Genomic DNA, 18,896 nt, shown 5'->3' on the forward strand with positions numbered 1-18,896 from the left:
ATGAAAATGCATAAGACCCTATTAGCCACCGTGCTCTCTACAGGCCTGCTGGCCTGCGCTGGCGCCCAGGCGGCCGGCTGGTGTGAATCCGGCAAGCCAGTGAAATTCGCAGGCCTGAACTGGGAAAGCGGCATGTTGCTCACCGACATCCTGCAAACCGTGCTGGAAAAAGGCTACGACTGCAAAACCGACAGCCTGCCGGGTAATTCCATCACCATGGAAAACGCCCTGAGCAGCAATGACATCCAAGTGTTCGCCGAAGAATGGGTCGGCCGCAGCGAGGTCTGGAACAAAGCCGAGAAGGCCGGCAAAGTCGTCGGCGTCGGTGCCCCGGTTGTCGGCGCTATCGAAGGTTGGTACGTGCCACGCTACGTGATCGAAGGCGACGCCAAGCGCAAGCTCGAACCCAAGGCACCAGGCCTGAAAAACATCGCCGACCTGGCCAAGTACGCCTCGGTCTTCAAGGACCAGGAAGAGCCTTCCAAGGGCCGCTTCTACAACTGCCCGGCCGGCTGGACTTGCGAGCTGGACAACAGCGAGATGCTGAAAAGCTACGGCCTGGAAAACGCCTACACCAACTTCCGCCCAGGCACCGGCCCGGCGCTGGATGCAGCGGTGCTGTCGAGCTACAAGCGTGGCGAGCCGATCCTGTTCTACTACTGGTCGCCAACGCCGCTGATGGGTCAGGTCGACCTGGTCAAGCTGGAAGAAAAACCCGGCGTCGATAAAAGCGTGAGCATCAAGGTCGGCCTGTCCAAGACCTTCCACGAACAAGCCCCGGAGCTGGTGGCCGTGCTGGAAAAGGTCAACCTGCCCATCGACCTGCTGAACCAGAACCTGGGTCGCATGGCCAAGGAGCGAATTGAGTCGCCAAAACTGGCGAAAATTTTCCTCAAGGAACATCCTGAAGTCTGGCACGCCTGGGTGAGCGACGACGCAGCCAAGAAAATCGACGCGGCCTTGTAGGTCAAGCGTGCCCGGCTACCCTGAGGGGCAGCCGGGCGCCTGGCCACAACCCACTGGATCGAGAGCACGATATGTTTCCTGAGAGTTTTACGTTTTCCATCGCCGACTGGGTCAACGGTTGGGTGGACTCACTGGTCACCAACTACGGTGATGTGTTCCGGCACATCTCCGACACCCTGCTATGGGCCATCGTCAACCTGGAAGGGTTGCTGCGCATGGCGCCGTGGTGGCTGATGCTGGCTATCGTCGGCGGTGTCGCCTGGCACGCCACCCGCAAGCTGGTGACCACAGCTGTGATCGTCGGCTTGCTGTTCCTGGTGGGCGCGGTAGGCCTGTGGGACAAGCTGATGCAGACCCTGGCCTTGATGATGGTTGCCACGGTGATATCGGTGCTGATCGGCATTCCGCTGGGCATTCTGTCGGCACGCAGCAATCGCCTGCGTTCGGTGCTGATGCCGCTGCTCGACATCATGCAGACCATGCCCAGCTTCGTGTACCTGATCCCGGTGCTGATGCTGTTCGGCCTGGGCAAGGTCCCGGCGATTTTCGCCACGGTGATCTACGCCGCGCCACCGCTGATTCGCCTGACAGATTTGGGCATTCGCCAAGTCGACGGCGAAGTCATGGAAGCCATCAACGCGTTTGGTGCCAACCGCTGGCAACAACTGTTCGGTGTGCAACTGCCGTTGGCATTGCCGAGCATCATGGCCGGTATCAACCAGACGACCATGATGGCGCTGTCGATGGTGGTCATCGCGTCGATGATCGGCGCCCGGGGCTTGGGTGAAGACGTCCTCGTCGGCATCCAGACCCTCAACGTTGGCCGTGGCCTCGAAGCCGGGCTGGCGATCGTGATTCTCGCAGTGGTCATCGACCGCATTACCCAGGCCTATGGTCGTCCACGGCATGAGGCGAGCAAATGACTACTGTCAGCAAAATCGAAGTTAAAAACGTCTTCAAGATCTTCGGCGCGCGTTCCAAGGATGCGCTGGCCATGGTCAGCCAGGGCAAGACCAAGGACCAGGTCCTGGCCGAAACCGGCTGCGTGGTCGGTGTGAACGACTTGTCATTGAGCATTGGCACCGGTGAGATCTTCGTGATCATGGGCCTGTCGGGTTCCGGCAAGTCCACCCTGGTGCGCCACTTCAACCGCCTGATCGACCCGACCAGCGGCGCGATCCTGGTGGACGGCGAAGACATCCTGCAACTGGATATGGAAGCCCTGCGCCAATTCCGTCGGCACAAGATCAGCATGGTGTTCCAGAGCTTCGGCCTGTTGCCCCACAAGAGCGTGCTCGACAACGTCGCCTATGGCTTGAAAGTGCGTGGCGAGACCAAGCAGGTGTGCGCCGAGCGCGCGCTGCACTGGATCGAAACCGTGGGCCTCAAGGGCTACGAAAACAAATACCCGCACCAGCTCTCCGGCGGTATGCGCCAGCGTGTGGGCCTGGCCCGCGCCTTGGCGGCCGACACCGACATCATCCTGATGGACGAAGCCTTCAGCGCCCTCGACCCGCTGATCCGCGCCGAGATGCAGGACCAGTTGCTGGAACTGCAAAAGACCTTGCACAAAACCATCGTGTTCATCACTCACGACCTCGACGAGGCCGTGCGCATCGGCAACCGCATTGCGATCCTCAAGGACGGCAAGCTGATCCAGGTCGGCACGCCGCGCGAGATCCTGCATTCGCCGGCGGATGAGTACGTGGACCGGTTTGTTCAGCGGCGCGCTGCGGTGGTCTGACCGGACCTTGTGGTGAGCCGGCTGGCGCTGTCTCAGGCAAGCCCGCTTCCACATTTGGAATGCATTCCCCTGTGGGAGCCGGCTTGCCTGCGATGAGGCCAGTAAGGCTGCAAGAGAATTAAAGAAGGTATGAAGATGTCCCAGGCAACAAAAATCACCCTCGCCGATACGCCATTGCGCTGGCAGGACGTAGTCGCCGTCGCCCGTCATGGCGCTGTCCTCGAGCTGTCTGGCCAGGCCTGGGCACGTATCGACAATGCCCAGGCCATCGTGCAGCGCATCGTCACCAGCGGTGAGCGCGCCTATGGTGTGAACACCGGCCTGGGCGCGTTGTGCAATGTGTCGCTCAAGGGCGAGCAACTCAGCCAACTGTCGCGCAATACCCTGCTTAGCCATGCCTGCGGCGTCGGCCCGGTGCTGAGTGACGAGCAGACCCGCGCGATCATCTGCGCCGCGATCATCAATTACAGCCACGGCAAATCCGGCCTGCATCCGCAGGTGGTGCATTCGCTGCTGGCGCTGCTCAATCACGGCATCACACCGCAAGTGCCGTCCCAGGGTTCGGTGGGTTACCTCACCCATATGGCCCACGTTGGCGTGGCCTTGCTGGGGGTCGGCACTGTGAGCTATCGCGGCCGGGTCGTTTCGGCGCAAGAAGCCCTGGCAGCTGAAGGTTTGCACCCGGTGGTGCTCGGCGCCAAGGACGGTTTGTGCCTGGTCAACGGCACGCCGTGCATGACCGGCCTGAGCTGCCTGGCCCTGGCGGATGCGCATCACTTGCTGCAATGGGCCGACGTGATCGGCGCCATGAGTTTCGAAGCCCAGCGTGGCCAGATCGATGCCTTCGATGAAGAAATCATCGCACTCAAGCCACACCCTGGCATGCAACACGTGGGTATCAACCTGCGCGCCTTGCTCGATGGCAGCGAAGTGATCGCCAGCAGCAAAGGCATTCGCACTCAGGACGCCCTGAGCATCCGCTCGATCCCGCAGATCCACGGCGCGGCGCGTGATCAGGTGGAACACGCCACCCGTCAGATCGAGACCGAACTCAACAGCGCCACCGACAACCCATTGGTGCTCGGCACCCCGGACAATTACCGCGTGGTGTCCCAGGCCAACCCGCATGGGCAGTCCGTGGCGCTGGCGGCGGACATGCTGGCGATTGCCATGGCTGAAATCGGTTCGGTGGCCGAACGCCGCCTGGACCGCCTGATCAACCCGCACGTCAGCGGCCTGCCGGCGTTCCTGGTCAGCAACCCCGGGGTCAACTCCGGGATGATGATCGTGCAGTACGTCGCTGCCTCGCTGTGTGGGCAAAACCGCCAACTGGCGCAACCGGCGGTGCTCGACAACTTCGTCACCTCGGGCCTGCAGGAAGATCACCTGAGCATGGGCACCAATGCCGCGCTCAAGCTGCACCAGGTGCTGGGCAATGTGACGCAGATCCTCGCCATTGAGTATTTGCTGGCGGCCCAGGCGTTCGAGTTTCTCAAGGACCAACGCTTCGGCGCGGGCACTGAGCGCGCCTGGCGCTTGCTGCGTGAAGTGGTGCCGGCCTATGAGCAGGACCGTTGGCTGGCGCCGGACATTGCGGCTGCCGCCAAGCTGGTCAAGGACACCGCGTTACCGAATTTGCACTGAACACTTATGTATTCAAAAGAATTATTCAAAAGGAGTATGAATGTGACTGCGCTAAACCTGATTCCAGGCCAACTGAGCCTTGCCCAACTGCGAGCCATCTACCAGCAGCCGGTAATGCTCAGTCTGGATGACAGCGCCACGGCGCAGATCGAAGCCAGCGTTGCCTGCGTGGAGCAGATTCTCGCCGAGAACCGCACCGCCTACGGCATCAATACCGGTTTCGGCCTGCTGGCCTCGACCCGCATCGCCAGCGAAGACCTGGAAAACCTCCAGCGTTCCCTGGTGCTGTCCCACGCCGCTGGCGTCGGTGAGCCGATCAGCGATGCGCTGGTACGGCTGGTCATGGTGCTCAAGGTCAACAGCTTGAGCCGTGGGTTCTCCGGGATTCGCCGCCAGGTGATCGACGCGCTGATCGCGCTGATCAACGCCGAGGTGTACCCGCATATTCCTCTGAAAGGTTCCGTGGGTGCCTCCGGCGACCTGGCGCCCCTGGCGCACATGTCCCTGGTACTGCTGGGCGAAGGCAAGGCGCGCTACAAAGGCGAATGGCTGGAAGCCACCGAGGCGCTGAAAGTCGCCGGCCTGACGCCGCTGACCCTCGCCGCCAAGGAAGGCCTGGCGCTGCTCAACGGCACCCAGGTCTCCACCGCCTATGCCTTGCGTGGCCTGTTCGAAGGCGAAGATTTGTTCGCGGGCGCCTTGGCGTGTGGCGGCCTCACCGTGGAAGCGGTGCTGGGCTCGCGCTCGCCGTTCGATGCGCGCATTCATGCGGCACGCGGCCAGCGTGGGCAGATCGATTCGGCGGCGGCTTATCGCGACTTGCTCGGCGAAAGCAGCCAGGTCTCCCAGTCGCACCAGAACTGCGACAAAGTGCAGGACCCGTACTCGCTGCGTTGCCAGCCACAAGTGATGGGCGCCTGCCTGACCCAGTTCCGCCAGGCCGCAGACGTGCTGGTGGTCGAAGCCAACGCCGTGTCGGATAACCCACTGGTGTTTGCCGCTGAAGGTGACGTGATCTCCGGCGGTAACTTCCACGCCGAGCCGGTGGCCATGGCGGCCGACAACATGGCCCTGGCCATCGCGGAAATCGGCTCCCTGAGTGAGCGTCGCATCTCGTTGATGATGGACAAGCATATGTCGCAACTGCCGCCGTTCCTGGTGGGCAATGGCGGGGTGAACTCCGGTTTCATGATCGCCCAGGTAACCGCTGCAGCACTTGCCAGCGAGAACAAGGCGTTGGCCCATCCCCACAGCGTCGACAGCCTGCCGACCTCGGCCAACCAGGAAGACCACGTGTCCATGGCCCCGGCCGCCGGCAAGCGCTTGTGGGAAATGGCCGAGAACACCCGTGGCATTCTGGCCGTTGAATGGCTGGCCGCCTGCCAGGGCCTGGACCTGCGCGAAGGCCTGAAGACCTCGCCGAAGCTGGAGAAGGCCCGTGGCATCCTGCGCGACAAAGTGGCGTTCTACGACAAAGACCGCTTCTTCGCCCCGGACATCATCGCCGCCAGCGAATTGCTTGCCAGCCGCTGCCTGAATGAGCTGGTGCCGGCCAAGCTGCTGCCGAGCCTTTAAGCTCACCGGCGCCCTATGTGGGAGCTGGCTTGCCTGCGATCGCTCGCTGTCAGTTAAAGAATTTGCGACTGATACACCGCCATCGCAGGCAAGCCAGCTCCCACATTTGAGCGTTCGCAGCTCTGAATTTTCTCAGGATAAAAATAATTAAGGACGAGAAATGCTCCCGCAAGAGAAAGGATTGAAACGCGGGCTCAGTGCCCGACATATTCGCTTCATGGCACTCGGTTCCGCGATCGGCACCGGGCTGTTCTATGGCTCTGCCTCTGCTATCCAGATGGCCGGCCCAGCCGTGCTGCTGGCCTACCTGATCGGCGGCGCCGCCGTGTTCATGGTCATGCGCGCCCTTGGCGAAATGGCTGTGCACAACCCGGTGGCCGGTTCCTTCGGGCAGTACGCCAGCACTTACCTGGGCCCCATGGCCGGGTTCATCCTCGGTTGGACCTACGCGTTTGAAATGATCATCGTCTGCCTGGCGGACGTCACCGCCTTCGGCATCTACATGGGCTTCTGGTTTCCCGAGGTCGCGCGTTGGGTCTGGGTACTCGGCATTGTGTTTTTGATCGGTGGCCTGAACCTGTGCAACGTCAAAGTGTTTGGCGAAATGGAGTTCTGGCTGTCACTGCTCAAGGTTGGCGCTATCGTCGCGATGATCCTCGGCGGCTTCGGCATCATGCTGTTCGGCATTCATTCGGCCGGTGACACCCAGGCCAGCGGCCTCAGCAATTTGTGGGCCCACGGCGGCTTCATGCCCAATGGCATCGGCGGCTTGATCGCCTCGTTCGCGGTGGTGATGTTTGCCTTTGGCGGCATTGAAATCATCGGCATCACCGCGGGTGAAGCCAAGGACCCGCAACGCGTGATCCCCAAGGCGATCAACGCCGTGCCGCTGCGTATCCTGTTGTTCTACGTGCTGACCCTGTTCGTGCTGATGGCCATCTACCCGTGGCCGCAGATCGGTAGCCAAGGCAGCCCGTTCGTGCAGATCTTCAGCAACCTGGGCATCGGCTCGGCGGCGACCATCCTCAACATCGTGGTGATCTCGGCGGCCGTCTCGGCCATCAACAGTGACATCTTCGGTGCTGGTCGCATGATGTACGGCCTGGCCCAACAGGGGCAGGCGCCCAAGGGCTTTGCGCAGTTGTCCAGGCACGGCGTGCCGTGGATGACCGTGGTGGTGATGGGCGCGGCGCTGCTGGGCGGGGTGGTGCTCAACTACCTGATCCCGGAAAACGTGTTCCTGCTGATCGCCTCGATTGCGACCTTCGCCACCGTGTGGGTGTGGCTGATGATCCTGTTCACCCAAGTGGCCATGCGCCGCTCGATGACCAAGGAACAGGTCGCCGAACTGAAATTCCCGGTGCCGTTCTGGCCTTACGCGCCAGCGGCCGCCATTGTCTTCATGCTGTTCGTGTTTGGTGTGCTGGGTTACTTCCCGGACACCCAGGCCGCCTTGCTGGTCGGGGCCGTGTGGATCGTGCTGCTGGTCGTTGCCTACCTGCTGTGGGTCAAGCCCGCAGCAGGCCAAGCGGCCAGGGTCCACTACGACCCGGCCTTGTCTCATCGTTAATCTAGGGAGGCGTTGATGAAAACGCTTTGGCAACACTGCCACGTCGCAACCATGGCCCAGGGCAAATACTCGATCATCGAGGATGCCGCCATGGTGACCGCCGGTTCGCTCATCGAGTGGATCGGCCCCCGCAGCCAGGTACCCACGGCGGATTACGCCCAGGTGCATGACCTGCAAGGCACGTGGGTCACACCCGGGCTGATCGACTGCCACACCCACACGGTGTTTGGCGGCAACCGCAGCGGCGAGTTCGAGCAGCGCCTCGAAGGCGTCAGCTACGCCGAGATCGCGGCCAAGGGCGGCGGTATTGCCAGCACCGTGCGTGCTACCCGTGCCGCGACGGAGGATGAACTGTTTGCCAGCGCCGAAAAGCGCCTGCGCAGTCTGCTGCGCGACGGCGTGACCACGGTCGAGATCAAGTCCGGCTACGGGCTGGACCTGGTAAACGAACGCAAGATGCTACGGGTGGCGCGTCGCCTTGGCGAAGCATTGCCGGTCAGTGTGCGCGCCACGTGCCTGGCGGCCCACGCGCTGCCGCCGGAGTACAAGGACCGCGCCGACGATTACATCGACCACATCTGCGCCGAGATGCTGCCGGCCCTGGCGGCGCAAGGGCTGGTGGACGCGGTGGATGCATTCTGCGAGTACCTGGCGTTTTCCACCGAGCAGGTAGAGCGTGTGTTCAAAGTCGCCCAGCAACTCGGCTTGCCGGTGAAGCTGCACGCCGAGCAACTCTCGTCACTGCACGGCTCCAGCCTGGCCGCGCGTTACCACGCGTTGTCGGCGGACCACCTGGAGTTCATGACCGAAGAAGATGCCATCGCCATGGCCGCTTCCGGCACCGTTGCGGTCTTGCTGCCGGGCGCCTTCTACTTCCTGCGCGAAACCCAGTTGCCGCCAATGGATGCCCTGCGCAGGCACGGCGTGAAGATCGCCATCGCCAGCGACCTCAACCCTGGCACTTCGCCGGCCTTGTCGGTGCGCCTGATGCTCAACATGGCCTGCACACTGTTTCGCATGACCCCGGAAGAAGCCCTGGCCGGTGCTACGCAACATGCCGCCACTGCGCTAGGCATGGGTGACACCCATGGCTCGCTGGAAGTGGGCAAGGTCGCGGATTTTGTTGCCTGGCAAATCGATCGTCCCGCCGACCTCGCCTACTGGCTGGGCGGCGAGTTGGAAAAACGCGTCGTACGCCACGGCGTCGACGTCACTGTTTGAGGAGTACGGGTTGTGGATAAGGTTCTGAGCTTCAAACAAGGCCGCGTGCCACTGCTGATCAGCATGCCTCACGCCGGCCTGCGCCTCACGCCTGCTGTCGAGGCAGGTCTGATCCCCGAGGCGCAAAGCCTGCCGGACACCGACTGGCACATCCCCACGTTGTATGACTTTGCCGAAGAGCTGGGCGCCAGCACCCTGGCAGCGGAGTACTCGCGGTTTGTGATCGACTTGAACCGACCGTCCGACGACAAGCCTTTGTACGCGGGCGCTACGACCGGCCTCTACCCGGCGACGCTGTTTGAGGGTGTGCCGTTGTTCCGTGAAGGGGCGGAGCCTTCGCAGGCAGAGCGCGTGACTTACCTCCAAAAGATCTGGGGGCCCTATCACCGCGCGCTGCAAGAAGAGCTGGCGCGGCTCAAGGCCGAGTTCGGTTATGCCTTGCTGTTTGACGCGCACTCGATCCGTTCGGTGATCCCGCACCTGTTTGACGGCAAGTTGCCGGACTTCAACCTCGGCACGTTCAACGGCGCCGCGTGTGATCCGGAGCTGGCCAGCCAGTTGGAGGCCATCTGCGCCGGGCATCCGCAGTACACCCATGTACTCAACGGACGTTTCAAGGGCGGCCACATCACCCGGCATTACGGTGACCCTGCGCAGGACATCCATGCTGTGCAGTTGGAACTGTGCCAGAGCACTTATATGGAAGAGGTAGAGCCATTCCGCTATCGCCCCGACCTGGCCGAGCCGACGCGGGTGGTGCTCAAGCAATTGCTGGAAGGGGTGCTGGCCTGGGGGCAGCAGCGTTACGGCTGATGTCGCCATCGCAGGCAAGCCAGCGCCCAGCTTGGAATGCATTCCAAATGTGACAGCTGGCTTGCCTGCGAAGGCGCCCTCATAGTCGCCGCAGTGCAACTGCCGGTCGCCACAGGTCGTGTGAGCCAGGGTTTCACTGGGTAAGGTTGTGGAATAAAAACAGCCGAGTGAGACCTCTTCCATGAAAAGACTGTTGTTGACCCTCACCGGCGCCCTGTTGATTGGCGCCAACGCCATGGCCGCCGAGCCGGCCTCTTGCAAAAATATCCGCATGGGCGTGGTCAGCTGGACTGACGTGGTCGCCACCTCCGGCATGGCCGACGTGCTGCTCAATGGCCTGGGCTATGACAGCAAACAGACCAGCGCCGTGCAGCAGATTATTTTCGCTGGCATCCGCGACAAACGCCTGGATATCTTCCTCGGCTACTGGAAACCCGCGATGGATAACAACATCGCGCCATTCCTGGCGGCCAAGCAGGTCCATGTATTTGACACCCCGAGCCTGGCCGACGCGCAGGCCACCCTGGCCGTACCGCAGTACGTGGCCGATGCGGGCTTGAAGACCTTCGCCGATATCGCCCGCTTCAAGGACAAACTGGGTGGCAAGATCTATGGGATCGAGCCTGGCAGTGGCGCGAACACGGATATCCAGAAAATGATCGACACCAACCGCTTCGGCCTGGGCGGCTTCAAACTGGTCGCGTCCGGTGAGGCAGGAATGCTCGCCGCTGTGCAGCGCGCGGTGAATCGCAAGGAATTCGTGGTGTTCGTCGGCTGGACCCCGCACCCGATGAACATCAACATGAAAATGGCCTACCTCACCGGCAGTGAAGACGTGTTTGGCCCCGACGAAGGCCGCGCTACCGTCTCCACTGTGACCGCGCCGGACTTTGCCGAGCGCTGCCCCAATGCCAACCGGCTGTTGGAAAACCTCACGTTCACCGCCGCTCAGGAAAGCCAGTTGATGGTGCCGATCATGGAGCGCCAGTCGCCGCAGGCTGTGGCCAGGCAATGGCTGCGTGATCATCCCGAGGACTTGCAGCGCTGGCTGGCTGGGGTTCAAGCGTTCGATGGCAGCGATGGCGTGGCGGCCGTGCAAGCCAGCCTCAAGCCCTGAGGGCAACACCGGACAAATGTGGGAGCGGGCTTGCCCGCGAAGGCGGCTTATCAGTCGTGAATGTCTTGACTGGCACACCGCCTTCGCGAGCAAGCCCGCTCCTACAGTGGATGTTCATCGTCAGGGATATTTGCGCATGTACCCGATTTCTCCCCAGCTCGCCGCCTTCGTCGCCAAGACCGAATCCTTCGCCAGCAACGACTCGTCGCTGGCTGGGCTGCGCACAGGCTATGACCGCATGTGCCGTGCATTCACCCCGCCGCAACCCGCAGGCTTGCAGGTCGAGGACTTCACCCTGGCGGGCGTTCGTGTGCGCAGTTATCTGCCCACCGCACCCACGCCACCTGATGGGTGGCCGTGCCTTCTTTATATGCACGGCGGCGGCTGGGTGGTCGGCGGGCTGGATTCCCACGACTTCATCTGCTTCGAACTGGCCACGACCTTGCAGGTACTGGTGATCGCCATCGATTACCGGCTGGCGCCCGAGCACCCGTTCCCGGCCGCTTATGAGGATTGCCGCACTGTGTGGCAAGCCATGCAGGCCGGGCAGGGGCCTCACGCGATCAACCTGCGACGCATGGTAGTGATTGGCGACAGCGCAGGCGGCAACCTGGCCGCGGCGTTGTGCCTGGGCTTGCGGGACGACGGGCAGCCGCTGCCCGGGGCTCAGGTGCTGATTTATCCGGGGTTGGGTGGCCCTTGCGACCTGCCGTCACGACGCGACTGCATGGACGCGCCGCTGCTCAGCAGTGCCGACACCGACTGCTACCTGGCGCTGTACCTGCGGGGCAGCGACCAGCCCTCACCTTATGCCATGCCGCTGTTGGCCGTGGATTTCAGCGGTTTGCCCAAGGCATTCATCGCCGTGGCGCAGTTCGACCCGCTGCGCGATGACGGCAGGCTCTACGCCGAACGCCTGCAGGCGGCGGGCGTGGCCACCGTGCTGTATCCCGGCAAGGGCCTGGTCCATGGTTGCCTGCGGGCGCGGCGGCAGGTGCCGGAGGTGGACCGTCTCTACGATGACCTGTTCAATTACCTGGGGAGCGAAGGGCTGACACAGGTCTAAGTGCTCAAGGACATGCTGATTGCACAATTCGGGTTTATAGTGCCAGACGGCAGAATAAAAGACGTCCCCCCAGGGATGAACCCGACCCCCTACGGAGCGCGCAATGCAGACTTGGTACCCGCAGATCAAACCCTACGCCCGGCACGATCTGGCAGTCGATGACACCCACACGCTGTACGTCGATGAAAGTGGCACCCCCGAAGGCTTGCCCGTCGTATTCATCCATGGTGGCCCTGGTGCCGGTTGTGATGCCCAGAGCCGCTGCTATTTCGATCCGAACCTTTACCGCATCGTCACCTTTGACCAGCGTGGCTGCGGGCGGTCCACCCCTCGCGCCAGCCTAGAAAACAACACCACCTGGGACCTGGTCGCCGACCTTGAGCGCATCCGCGAGCACCTGGGTATCGATAAATGGGTGCTGTTCGGCGGCTCGTGGGGCTCGACCCTGGCCCTGGCCTACGCGCAAACCCATCCGGAGCGTGTGCATGGCCTGATCGTGCGCGGCATTTTCCTGGCGCGCCCACAGGACATTCACTGGTTCTACCAGGAGGGCGCGAGCCGCCTGTTCCCGGACTACTGGCAGGATTACATCGCGCCTATCCCACCGGAAGAGCGCCACGACATGATCGCGGCGTATCACAAGCGCCTCACCGGCAACGACCAGATCGCCCAGATGCACGCGGCCAAGGCGTGGTCGGGCTGGGAAGGGCGGATGCTGGGCCTGTGCCCGAGCCCGCAGCATGTGGAGCGTTTTTCCGAGCCGCAACGTGCCCTGTCCATCGCGCGTATCGAGTGCCACTACTTCACCAACAACTCGTTCCTGGAGCCCAACCAGCTGATCCGCGATATGCACAAGATCGCGCATCTGCCTGGCGTAATCATTCACGGTCGCTACGATATGATTTGCCCACTGGATAACGCGTGGGAGTTGCATCAGGCGTGGCCCAACAGTGAGCTGCAGGTGATCCGCGAGGCCGGCCATGCGGCGTCCGAACCCGGTATCACCGATGCCTTGGTGCGTGCGACCAGCGAAATGGCACGCCGCTTGCTCGACCTACCACCTGAAGAAGCATGAAGGGCCTGTTGCAACGGGTGCGAGGCGCCCGGGTCGAGGTAGCGGGTGAAATCGTCGGGGCCATCGACCAGGGTTTACTGGTGCTGGTGGCTGTCGAGCCTTCGGATACCGCCGAAAGTGCCGATAAGCTGCTGCACAAGCTGCTGAACTACCGCGTCTTCAGCGACGACGAAGGCAAGATGAACCTGTCGCTCAAGGATATCGATGGAGGTCTGCTGCTGGTGTCGCAGTTCACCCTGGCAGCAGACACCAAGAGCGGGCTGCGGCCGAGCTTCTCCACGGCGGCCCCACCGGCCCTGGGAGCGGCGCTATTTGATCACTTGCTGTTACAAGCGCAACAATTGCATGGCAAGGTGTCGTCGGGGCGTTTTGGCGCCGATATGCAGGTGCATTTGGTCAATGATGGCCCTGTGACCTTCCTCTTGCAGACGTGAATGTATTAAAAACGACTTTAATGCCTAAAAACGCAGGGTTTCGCTACAAATACTTCGTTATCCCTGATGCGTTGTTTCGCGGGCTACTAGATAATCGCGCGCTACGGGGATCAGCGTTGTTTGGTCCATTTTTGACTTAGGTAGAGACTTGTCCGATAGCCATTGGGGAATCATTTTGACCCAGGGGAGTCGGAACAATGCTCGCCAACCTGGCATATAGATAGCTGGCCGTTGGTTTTTTGATCTGTTTTCGGCGAGGGTTGCTCGTGATTGTTAGTCCCTGTAATGCACCAAAATTGTCTGCCAAACGGTTACGAAACGCACTGGTGACGGGCTCGGCCCTGTTTTGCCTGTTCGGCGCGGGTCAACTGTGGGCATTCAGTCTGGATGATGTGTCGGCCAAGGCAAAAGAGCTGGCCGGGCAGAAATACGAAGCTCCGCGCAGCAATCTGCCGAACGAATTCCGCGAAATGAAATTCGCGGACTACCAGAAGATTCGTTTCCGCAACGAAAAAGCCGAGTGGGCCGATCAGAACACCCCGTTCAAGCTGTCCTTCTATCACCAGGGTATGCACTTCGATACACCGGTGAAAATCAACGAAGTCACCGCCGACAGCGTGCAGGAAATCAAGTACGACCCAACGCGCTTCGATTTCGGCGACGTGAAGTTTGATCCTAAAGCCACCGAACAGCTGGGTTATGCCGGCTTCCGTGTGCTATTCCCGATCAACAAGGCCGACAAGCAAGACGAAATCATGACCATGCTGGGCGCGAGCTACTTCCGCGTGGTCGGCAAGGGCCAGGCCTATGGCCTGTCGGCCCGTGGCATGGCGATCGACACCGCATTGCCGTCTGGTGAAGAATTCCCGCGTTTCACCGAGTTCTGGATCGAACGTCCGAAACCGGGTGAGAAACAACTGGTGATCTTTGCCCTGCTGGACTCGCCACGCGCGACCGGTGCTTACCGCCTGATCCTGCGTCCGGGTACCGACACCATTGTCGATGTCAAATCCCAGATGTTCCTGCGCGACAAGGTCAGCAAGCTGGGCGTTGCCCCGTTGACCAGCATGTACCTGTTCGGCGCGAACCAGCCGTCCAAGGTGCTCAACTACCGTCGTGAGCTTCACGATTCCAGTGGCCTGTCGATCCATGCCGGCAATGGCGAATGGATCTGGCGCCCGCTGAACAACCCTAAACACCTGTCGGTCAGCAACTTCACCGTAGAGAACCCGCGTGGTTTCGGCCTGCTGCAACGTGGTCGCGACTTCAGCCACTACGAAGACCTGGACGACAACTACGACAAGCGCCCAAGCGCCTGGATCGAGCCTGAGGGCGACTGGGGCAAAGGCACCGTCAACCTGGTAGAAATCCCGACCGCCGATGAAACCAACGACAACATCGTTGCGTTCTGGAGCCCTGCGGAGCTGCCAGAAGTCGGCAAGCCACTGGATGTCGCCTACCGCCTGCACTGGACCATGGACGAGAAGTCGCTGCACCCGACCGACAGCGCCTGGGTCAAGCAGACCCTGCGTTCCACCGGTGACGTGAAGCAATCCAACCTGATTCGCCAGCCTGACGGCAGCGTGGCCTACCTGGTGGACTTCGAGGGCCCGTCCCTCAAGGCCCTGCCGACGGATGCCCCGGTTCGCAGCCAGGTCAGTGTCGGCGACAACGCCGAACTGGTTGAGAACAGCGTGCGCTACAACGAGCACACCAAAGGCTGGCGCCTGACCCTGCGCATGAAGATCAAGGACGCAGGCAAACCGACCGAAATGCGCGCGGCGCTGGTGCAGGACGTTCCTCCGCCGGCCCCCGAGCAGGACTCGAGCCACGTGCTCAAGGCCGACAAGGTCCTGGCCAAGCAACACGAGAAACAGGCCAAGAAAGACGCGAAAGACAAGGAAGCCAAGCAGCCAGAAGCTGCCCCAGCCACACCGGAGCCGATCAAGACCGAGCAAGTCCTGACCGAAACCTGGAGCTATCAGTTGCCTGCCGATGAGTAATTCTCAAGTAACGCCCGAGACTCTGTCCGAGTACCTGGCGCATCTACCGATGACCGCTGAGCAGCGCGCCGAACTGGCGGGCTGCACATCCTTCACCGAGTTGCACGAACGCTTGTCGTCGAAGACGTTCGATGCGCCTGGCGACGCCGCGCAGGCGTCGGTTGGCACTCGGTTGACCCTCAGCACCGCAGAAGAGCTGCAAGACGCTGAAATGCTGGCGCTCGACGCCGAGGGCCGCGTGTGCCTCAAGTCCACGCCGCCAATTCGTCGTACTCGCGTGGTACCGGAGCCATGGCGCACCAATATCCTGGTGCGCGGCTGGCGTCGTATCACCGGGCGCAGCAACCCACCTGCACCGCCGAAGGATGAGCGCGTATTGCCGGCCGCCCGCTGGCGTACCGTCGGTTCGATCCGTCGTTACATCCTGCTGGTGCTGATGCTCGGCCAGACCATCGTTGCTGGCTGGTACATGAAAGGCATCATGCCGTACCAGGGCTGGTCGCTGGTCGACTTCGACGAGATTCGCAACCAGACCCTGCTGCAAACCGCGACCCAGGTACTCCCTTACGCCCTGCAAACCAGCATCCTGATCATGTTCGGGATCTTGTTCTGCTGGGTGTCAGCCGGTTTCTGGACCGCGTTGATGGGCTTCCTGGAGCTGCTCACCGGCCACGATAAGTACCGCATCTCCGGTAAAAGCGCGGGTGATGAGCCGATTCCAAAAGATGCCCGCACCGCGCTGGTGATGCCGATCTGCAACGAAGACGTGCCCCGGGTGTTTGCCGGCCTGCGCGCGACGTTCGAGTCGGTCGCTGCCACGGGTGACCTGGATCGCTTCGACTTCTTCGTGCTCAGCGACAGTAATGAAGCCGACATCTGCATCGCCGAACAGCAAGCCTGGCTCGACGTATGCCGCGAAGCCGGTGGTTTCGGCAAGATCTTCTATCGCCGTCGTCGCCGTCGCGTAAAGCGCAAGAGCGGCAACCTCGACGACTTCTGCCGTCGTTGGGGCGGTGACTACAAGTACATGGTCGTGCTCGACGCTGACAGCGTCATGAGCGGCGAATGCCTGACCAGCCTGGTGCGCTTGATGGAAGCCACGCCGGATGCCGGGATCATCCAGACCGCGCCACGTGCGTCGGGCATGGACACCCTGTATGCGCGCATGCAGCAGTTCGCAACCCGCGTCTACGGCCCGCTGTTCACCGCCGGCCTGCACTTCTGGCAGTTGGGTGAGTCCCACTACTGGGGTCACAACGCGATCATCCGCATGAAGCCGTTCATCGAGCACTGTGCCCTGGCACCCTTGCCGGGCAAAGGCGCGTTCGCCGGTTCCATCCTGTCCCACGACTTCGTCGAAGCAGCGCTGATGCGCCGTGCCGGCTGGGGCGTGTGGATCGCCTACGACCTGCCGGGCAGTTACGAAGAGCTGCCGCCAAACCTGCTGGATGAACTCAAGCGTGACCGTCGCTGGTGCCACGGTAACCTGATGAACTTCCGCCTGTTCCTGGTCAAGGGCATGCACCCGGTGCACCGCGCGGTGTTCCTGACCGGTGTGATGTCCTACCTGTCGGCGCCGTTGTGGTTCCTGTTCCTGGTCTTGTCCACAGCGTTGCTGGCGGTGAACACCCTGATGGAACCGCAGTACTTCATGGCGCCACGCCAGTTGTACCCACTCTGGCCGCAATGGCATCCGGACAAGGCAGTGGCGCTGTTCTCGACCACCATCGTGCTGCTGTTCCTGCCTAAGCTGCTGAGCATCATCCTGATCTGGGCCAAGGGCGCGAAAGAGTTCGGCGGCAAGTTCAAGGTGACCTTGTCGATGCTGCTGGAGATGCTGTTCTCCATGCTGCTGGCGCCGGTGCGGATGATCTTCCACACCCGCTTCGTGCTCGCCGCGTTCCTGGGCTGGGCTGCGACCTGGAACTCGCCGCAACGTGATGACGACTCCACCCCATGGAGCGAGGCGGTCAAGCGCCACGGTCCGCAAACCCTGCTGGGCTTCCTCTGGGCGCTGCTGGTGGTGTGGTTGAACCCGAGCTTCCTGTGGTGGCTGGTGCCGATCGTCGGTTCGCTGATGCTGTCGATCCCGGTGTCGGTGATTTCCAGCCGTGTCGGGCTGGGCCTCAAGTCCCGCGACGAGAGCCTGTTCCTGATCCCTGAGGAATACAATCCGCCGCAAGCGTTGCTGTCCACCGACAAGTACACCCACGAAAACCGTTGGCACGCGCTCAACGACGGCTTCGTGCGCTCGGTAGTCGACCCGCAGCAGAACGCCCTGGCCTGTGCCCTGGCGACCTCGCGTCACGCGCAGGCAGAACCGATCGAGTACCTGCGTGCCGAACGTGTGCGCCATGCGTTGAAAGTCGGTCCTGCCGGCCTCAACAACGGTGAACGCCTGGCGTTGCTCAGTGACCCGGTAGCCCTGGCTCGCTTGCATGAGCAGGTCTGGAGTGAAGGCCATGCCGAGTGGCTCGCGGCTTGGCGGGATTCTCTAAAGGCTGACCCGCACGCGCCGTTGCTGCCGCTGCAACCGCTGTCGTCCCAGGCCCAACCGGCCTGATTCAGACGCCCCCGAGGGCTCACCTCGGGGGCGTTCGAAGCGCTGGTCCTACAGCGTTTCCTGTGACTTCCTTCCTGCGCTAACCTCCTGTTTTTAATAAACTATTTCGATACAAAAGACCTTTGCCCGAGGCGTATTGCCGTGCCCGCGACTGAGTTAGCATCGCCCCGAATTTAACCTGCCTTCGGGGTATTCATGAGCAAAGGCTATTGTTCTGCGCTGTTGATAAGCGCTGTCGCATTGATTCACATGGGCCTGGCACAGGCCGGCGCGATCGACGACGCGGTTCGACGCGGCGTACTCAAAGTCGGCACCACGCCCACCTATGTACCTTTTGAAATGACCGATAGACAGGGGCGCATCGTCGGCTTTGAAATCGACCTGCTCAAGGTCATGAGCCGCGCGTTGGGGGTGGAGCTTGAATTGGTCGCCGTCCCCTACACCGAGTTAGTGGCGGGGCTGCTGGCGAAAAAATTCGACCTGATCGGCAGCGGCATGACCGTCACGCAGGAGCGCAACCTGAAGCTGAATTTCAGCGACTCGTTCATCGTGGTTGGCCAGTCGGTGTTGTTGCATCCCAGGCACCTGGGCAAGGTCAGCAGCATTGAAGACCTGGATGATGCCAGTTACCGGATAGCCACCACCGAAGGCACCACGGGCGAAGCGGCGGCCAGGCGTTTTCTGGGCGCGGCCCGGATCAATAGCTTTGCAACGCCGGAGGAAGGGGTGCGCCAAGTGGTGACAGGTGCGGCCGATGCCTTTATTCATGACGCGCCTTATAACCTCATCGCCCTGGGCCGTGCGGAAAACAGCTCATTGCTGGCGCTGGAGCAACCCTTCACCTTCGAACCCCTGGCATTTGGGGTCAAAAAAGGAGATTTCGACAGCCTCAACTGGATCAACCATTTCCTCAATCAAGTGGCCCAGGACGGGACCTATGATCGCCTGCACGACAAGTGGTTTAAGGACACCGCCTGGTTGATGGAAATCGACTGAAAGTCATAACTGCTTACACATCAATCCGTTGCGGCTGCCACCCATTGGAAAGCGTCTAAAGCTGTGCTTTGTCGCACCGTTGTGGGGCTTTTCCGACATATGCAGATAA

14 protein-coding genes and 1 pseudogene are annotated in these 18,896 nt (G+C 61.7%); all 15 read left to right on the plus strand.

Features of this window, described 5'->3' with window-relative positions:
- Positions 1 to 966 (plus strand): ABC transporter substrate-binding protein, encoded by a 966-nt coding sequence (locus ATH90_RS01895; protein WP_034108786.1) that lies wholly within the window; start codon positions 1 to 3, stop codon positions 964 to 966.
- Positions 967 to 1,037: 71 nt separating this feature from the next.
- Positions 1,038 to 1,889, plus strand: coding sequence for an ABC transporter permease (locus ATH90_RS01900; RefSeq protein WP_034108788.1), 852 nt, complete (start codon positions 1,038 to 1,040; stop codon positions 1,887 to 1,889).
- A complete protein-coding gene (locus ATH90_RS01905; RefSeq protein WP_025859024.1) occupies positions 1,886 to 2,710 on the plus strand; it encodes a quaternary amine ABC transporter ATP-binding protein in 825 nt (274 codons plus the stop codon). Before ATH90_RS01900 ends, ATH90_RS01905 begins: the two co-directional genes overlap by 4 nt.
- A gap of 135 nt (positions 2,711 to 2,845) precedes the next feature.
- A complete protein-coding gene (hutH, locus tag ATH90_RS01910; RefSeq protein WP_098467637.1) occupies positions 2,846 to 4,354 on the plus strand; it encodes a histidine ammonia-lyase in 1,509 nt (502 codons plus the stop codon).
- 36 nt (positions 4,355 to 4,390) lie between these two features.
- Positions 4,391 to 5,929, plus strand: coding sequence for a histidine ammonia-lyase (gene hutH, locus ATH90_RS01915; protein WP_098465605.1), 1,539 nt, complete (start codon positions 4,391 to 4,393; stop codon positions 5,927 to 5,929).
- Positions 5,930 to 6,089: 160 nt separating this feature from the next.
- Entirely contained in the window at positions 6,090 to 7,499 is a 1,410-nt protein-coding gene (locus ATH90_RS01920) for an amino acid permease (protein WP_034108790.1), read from the plus strand.
- Positions 7,500 to 7,514: 15 nt separating this feature from the next.
- Complete coding sequence (hutI, locus tag ATH90_RS01925) at positions 7,515 to 8,720, plus strand: imidazolonepropionase (protein WP_034108792.1); 1,206 nt, start codon at positions 7,515 to 7,517, stop codon at positions 8,718 to 8,720.
- 12 nt (positions 8,721 to 8,732) lie between these two features.
- A complete protein-coding gene (gene hutG, locus ATH90_RS01930; RefSeq protein ID WP_034108794.1) occupies positions 8,733 to 9,533 on the plus strand; it encodes an N-formylglutamate deformylase in 801 nt (266 codons plus the stop codon).
- A 181-nt stretch (positions 9,534 to 9,714) separates the two neighbouring features.
- Entirely contained in the window at positions 9,715 to 10,650 is a 936-nt protein-coding gene (locus ATH90_RS01935; protein ID WP_034108796.1) for a choline ABC transporter substrate-binding protein, read from the plus strand.
- A 136-nt stretch (positions 10,651 to 10,786) separates the two neighbouring features.
- Entirely contained in the window at positions 10,787 to 11,716 is a 930-nt protein-coding gene (locus tag ATH90_RS01940; RefSeq protein ID WP_098465606.1) for an alpha/beta hydrolase, read from the plus strand.
- 103 nt (positions 11,717 to 11,819) lie between these two features.
- Positions 11,820 to 12,791: a prolyl aminopeptidase gene (gene pip, locus ATH90_RS01945; protein ID WP_034108800.1), complete on the plus strand. Its 972-nt coding sequence runs from the start codon at positions 11,820 to 11,822 to the stop codon at positions 12,789 to 12,791.
- Positions 12,788 to 13,225, plus strand: a complete 438-nt coding sequence (dtd, locus tag ATH90_RS01950; RefSeq protein WP_069021292.1) for a D-aminoacyl-tRNA deacylase — start codon at positions 12,788 to 12,790, stop codon at positions 13,223 to 13,225. Before pip ends, dtd begins: the two co-directional genes overlap by 4 nt.
- A gap of 266 nt (positions 13,226 to 13,491) precedes the next feature.
- Complete coding sequence (locus ATH90_RS01955; protein ID WP_034109368.1) at positions 13,492 to 15,228, plus strand: glucan biosynthesis protein G; 1,737 nt, start codon at positions 13,492 to 13,494, stop codon at positions 15,226 to 15,228.
- A pseudogene (gene mdoH / locus ATH90_RS01960) lies at positions 15,221 to 17,793 on the plus strand (glucans biosynthesis glucosyltransferase MdoH); the annotation flags it as partial. The gene ATH90_RS01955 and the pseudogene mdoH, both read left to right, overlap by 8 nt.
- A gap of 193 nt (positions 17,794 to 17,986) precedes the next feature.
- Complete coding sequence (locus ATH90_RS01965; RefSeq protein WP_034108806.1) at positions 17,987 to 18,787, plus strand: transporter substrate-binding domain-containing protein; 801 nt, start codon at positions 17,987 to 17,989, stop codon at positions 18,785 to 18,787.
- Positions 18,788 to 18,896 lie beyond the last annotated feature (109 nt).

This window comes from Pseudomonas lurida (genome assembly GCF_002563895.1).
Lineage (GTDB): Bacteria > Pseudomonadota > Gammaproteobacteria > Pseudomonadales > Pseudomonadaceae > Aquipseudomonas > Aquipseudomonas lurida.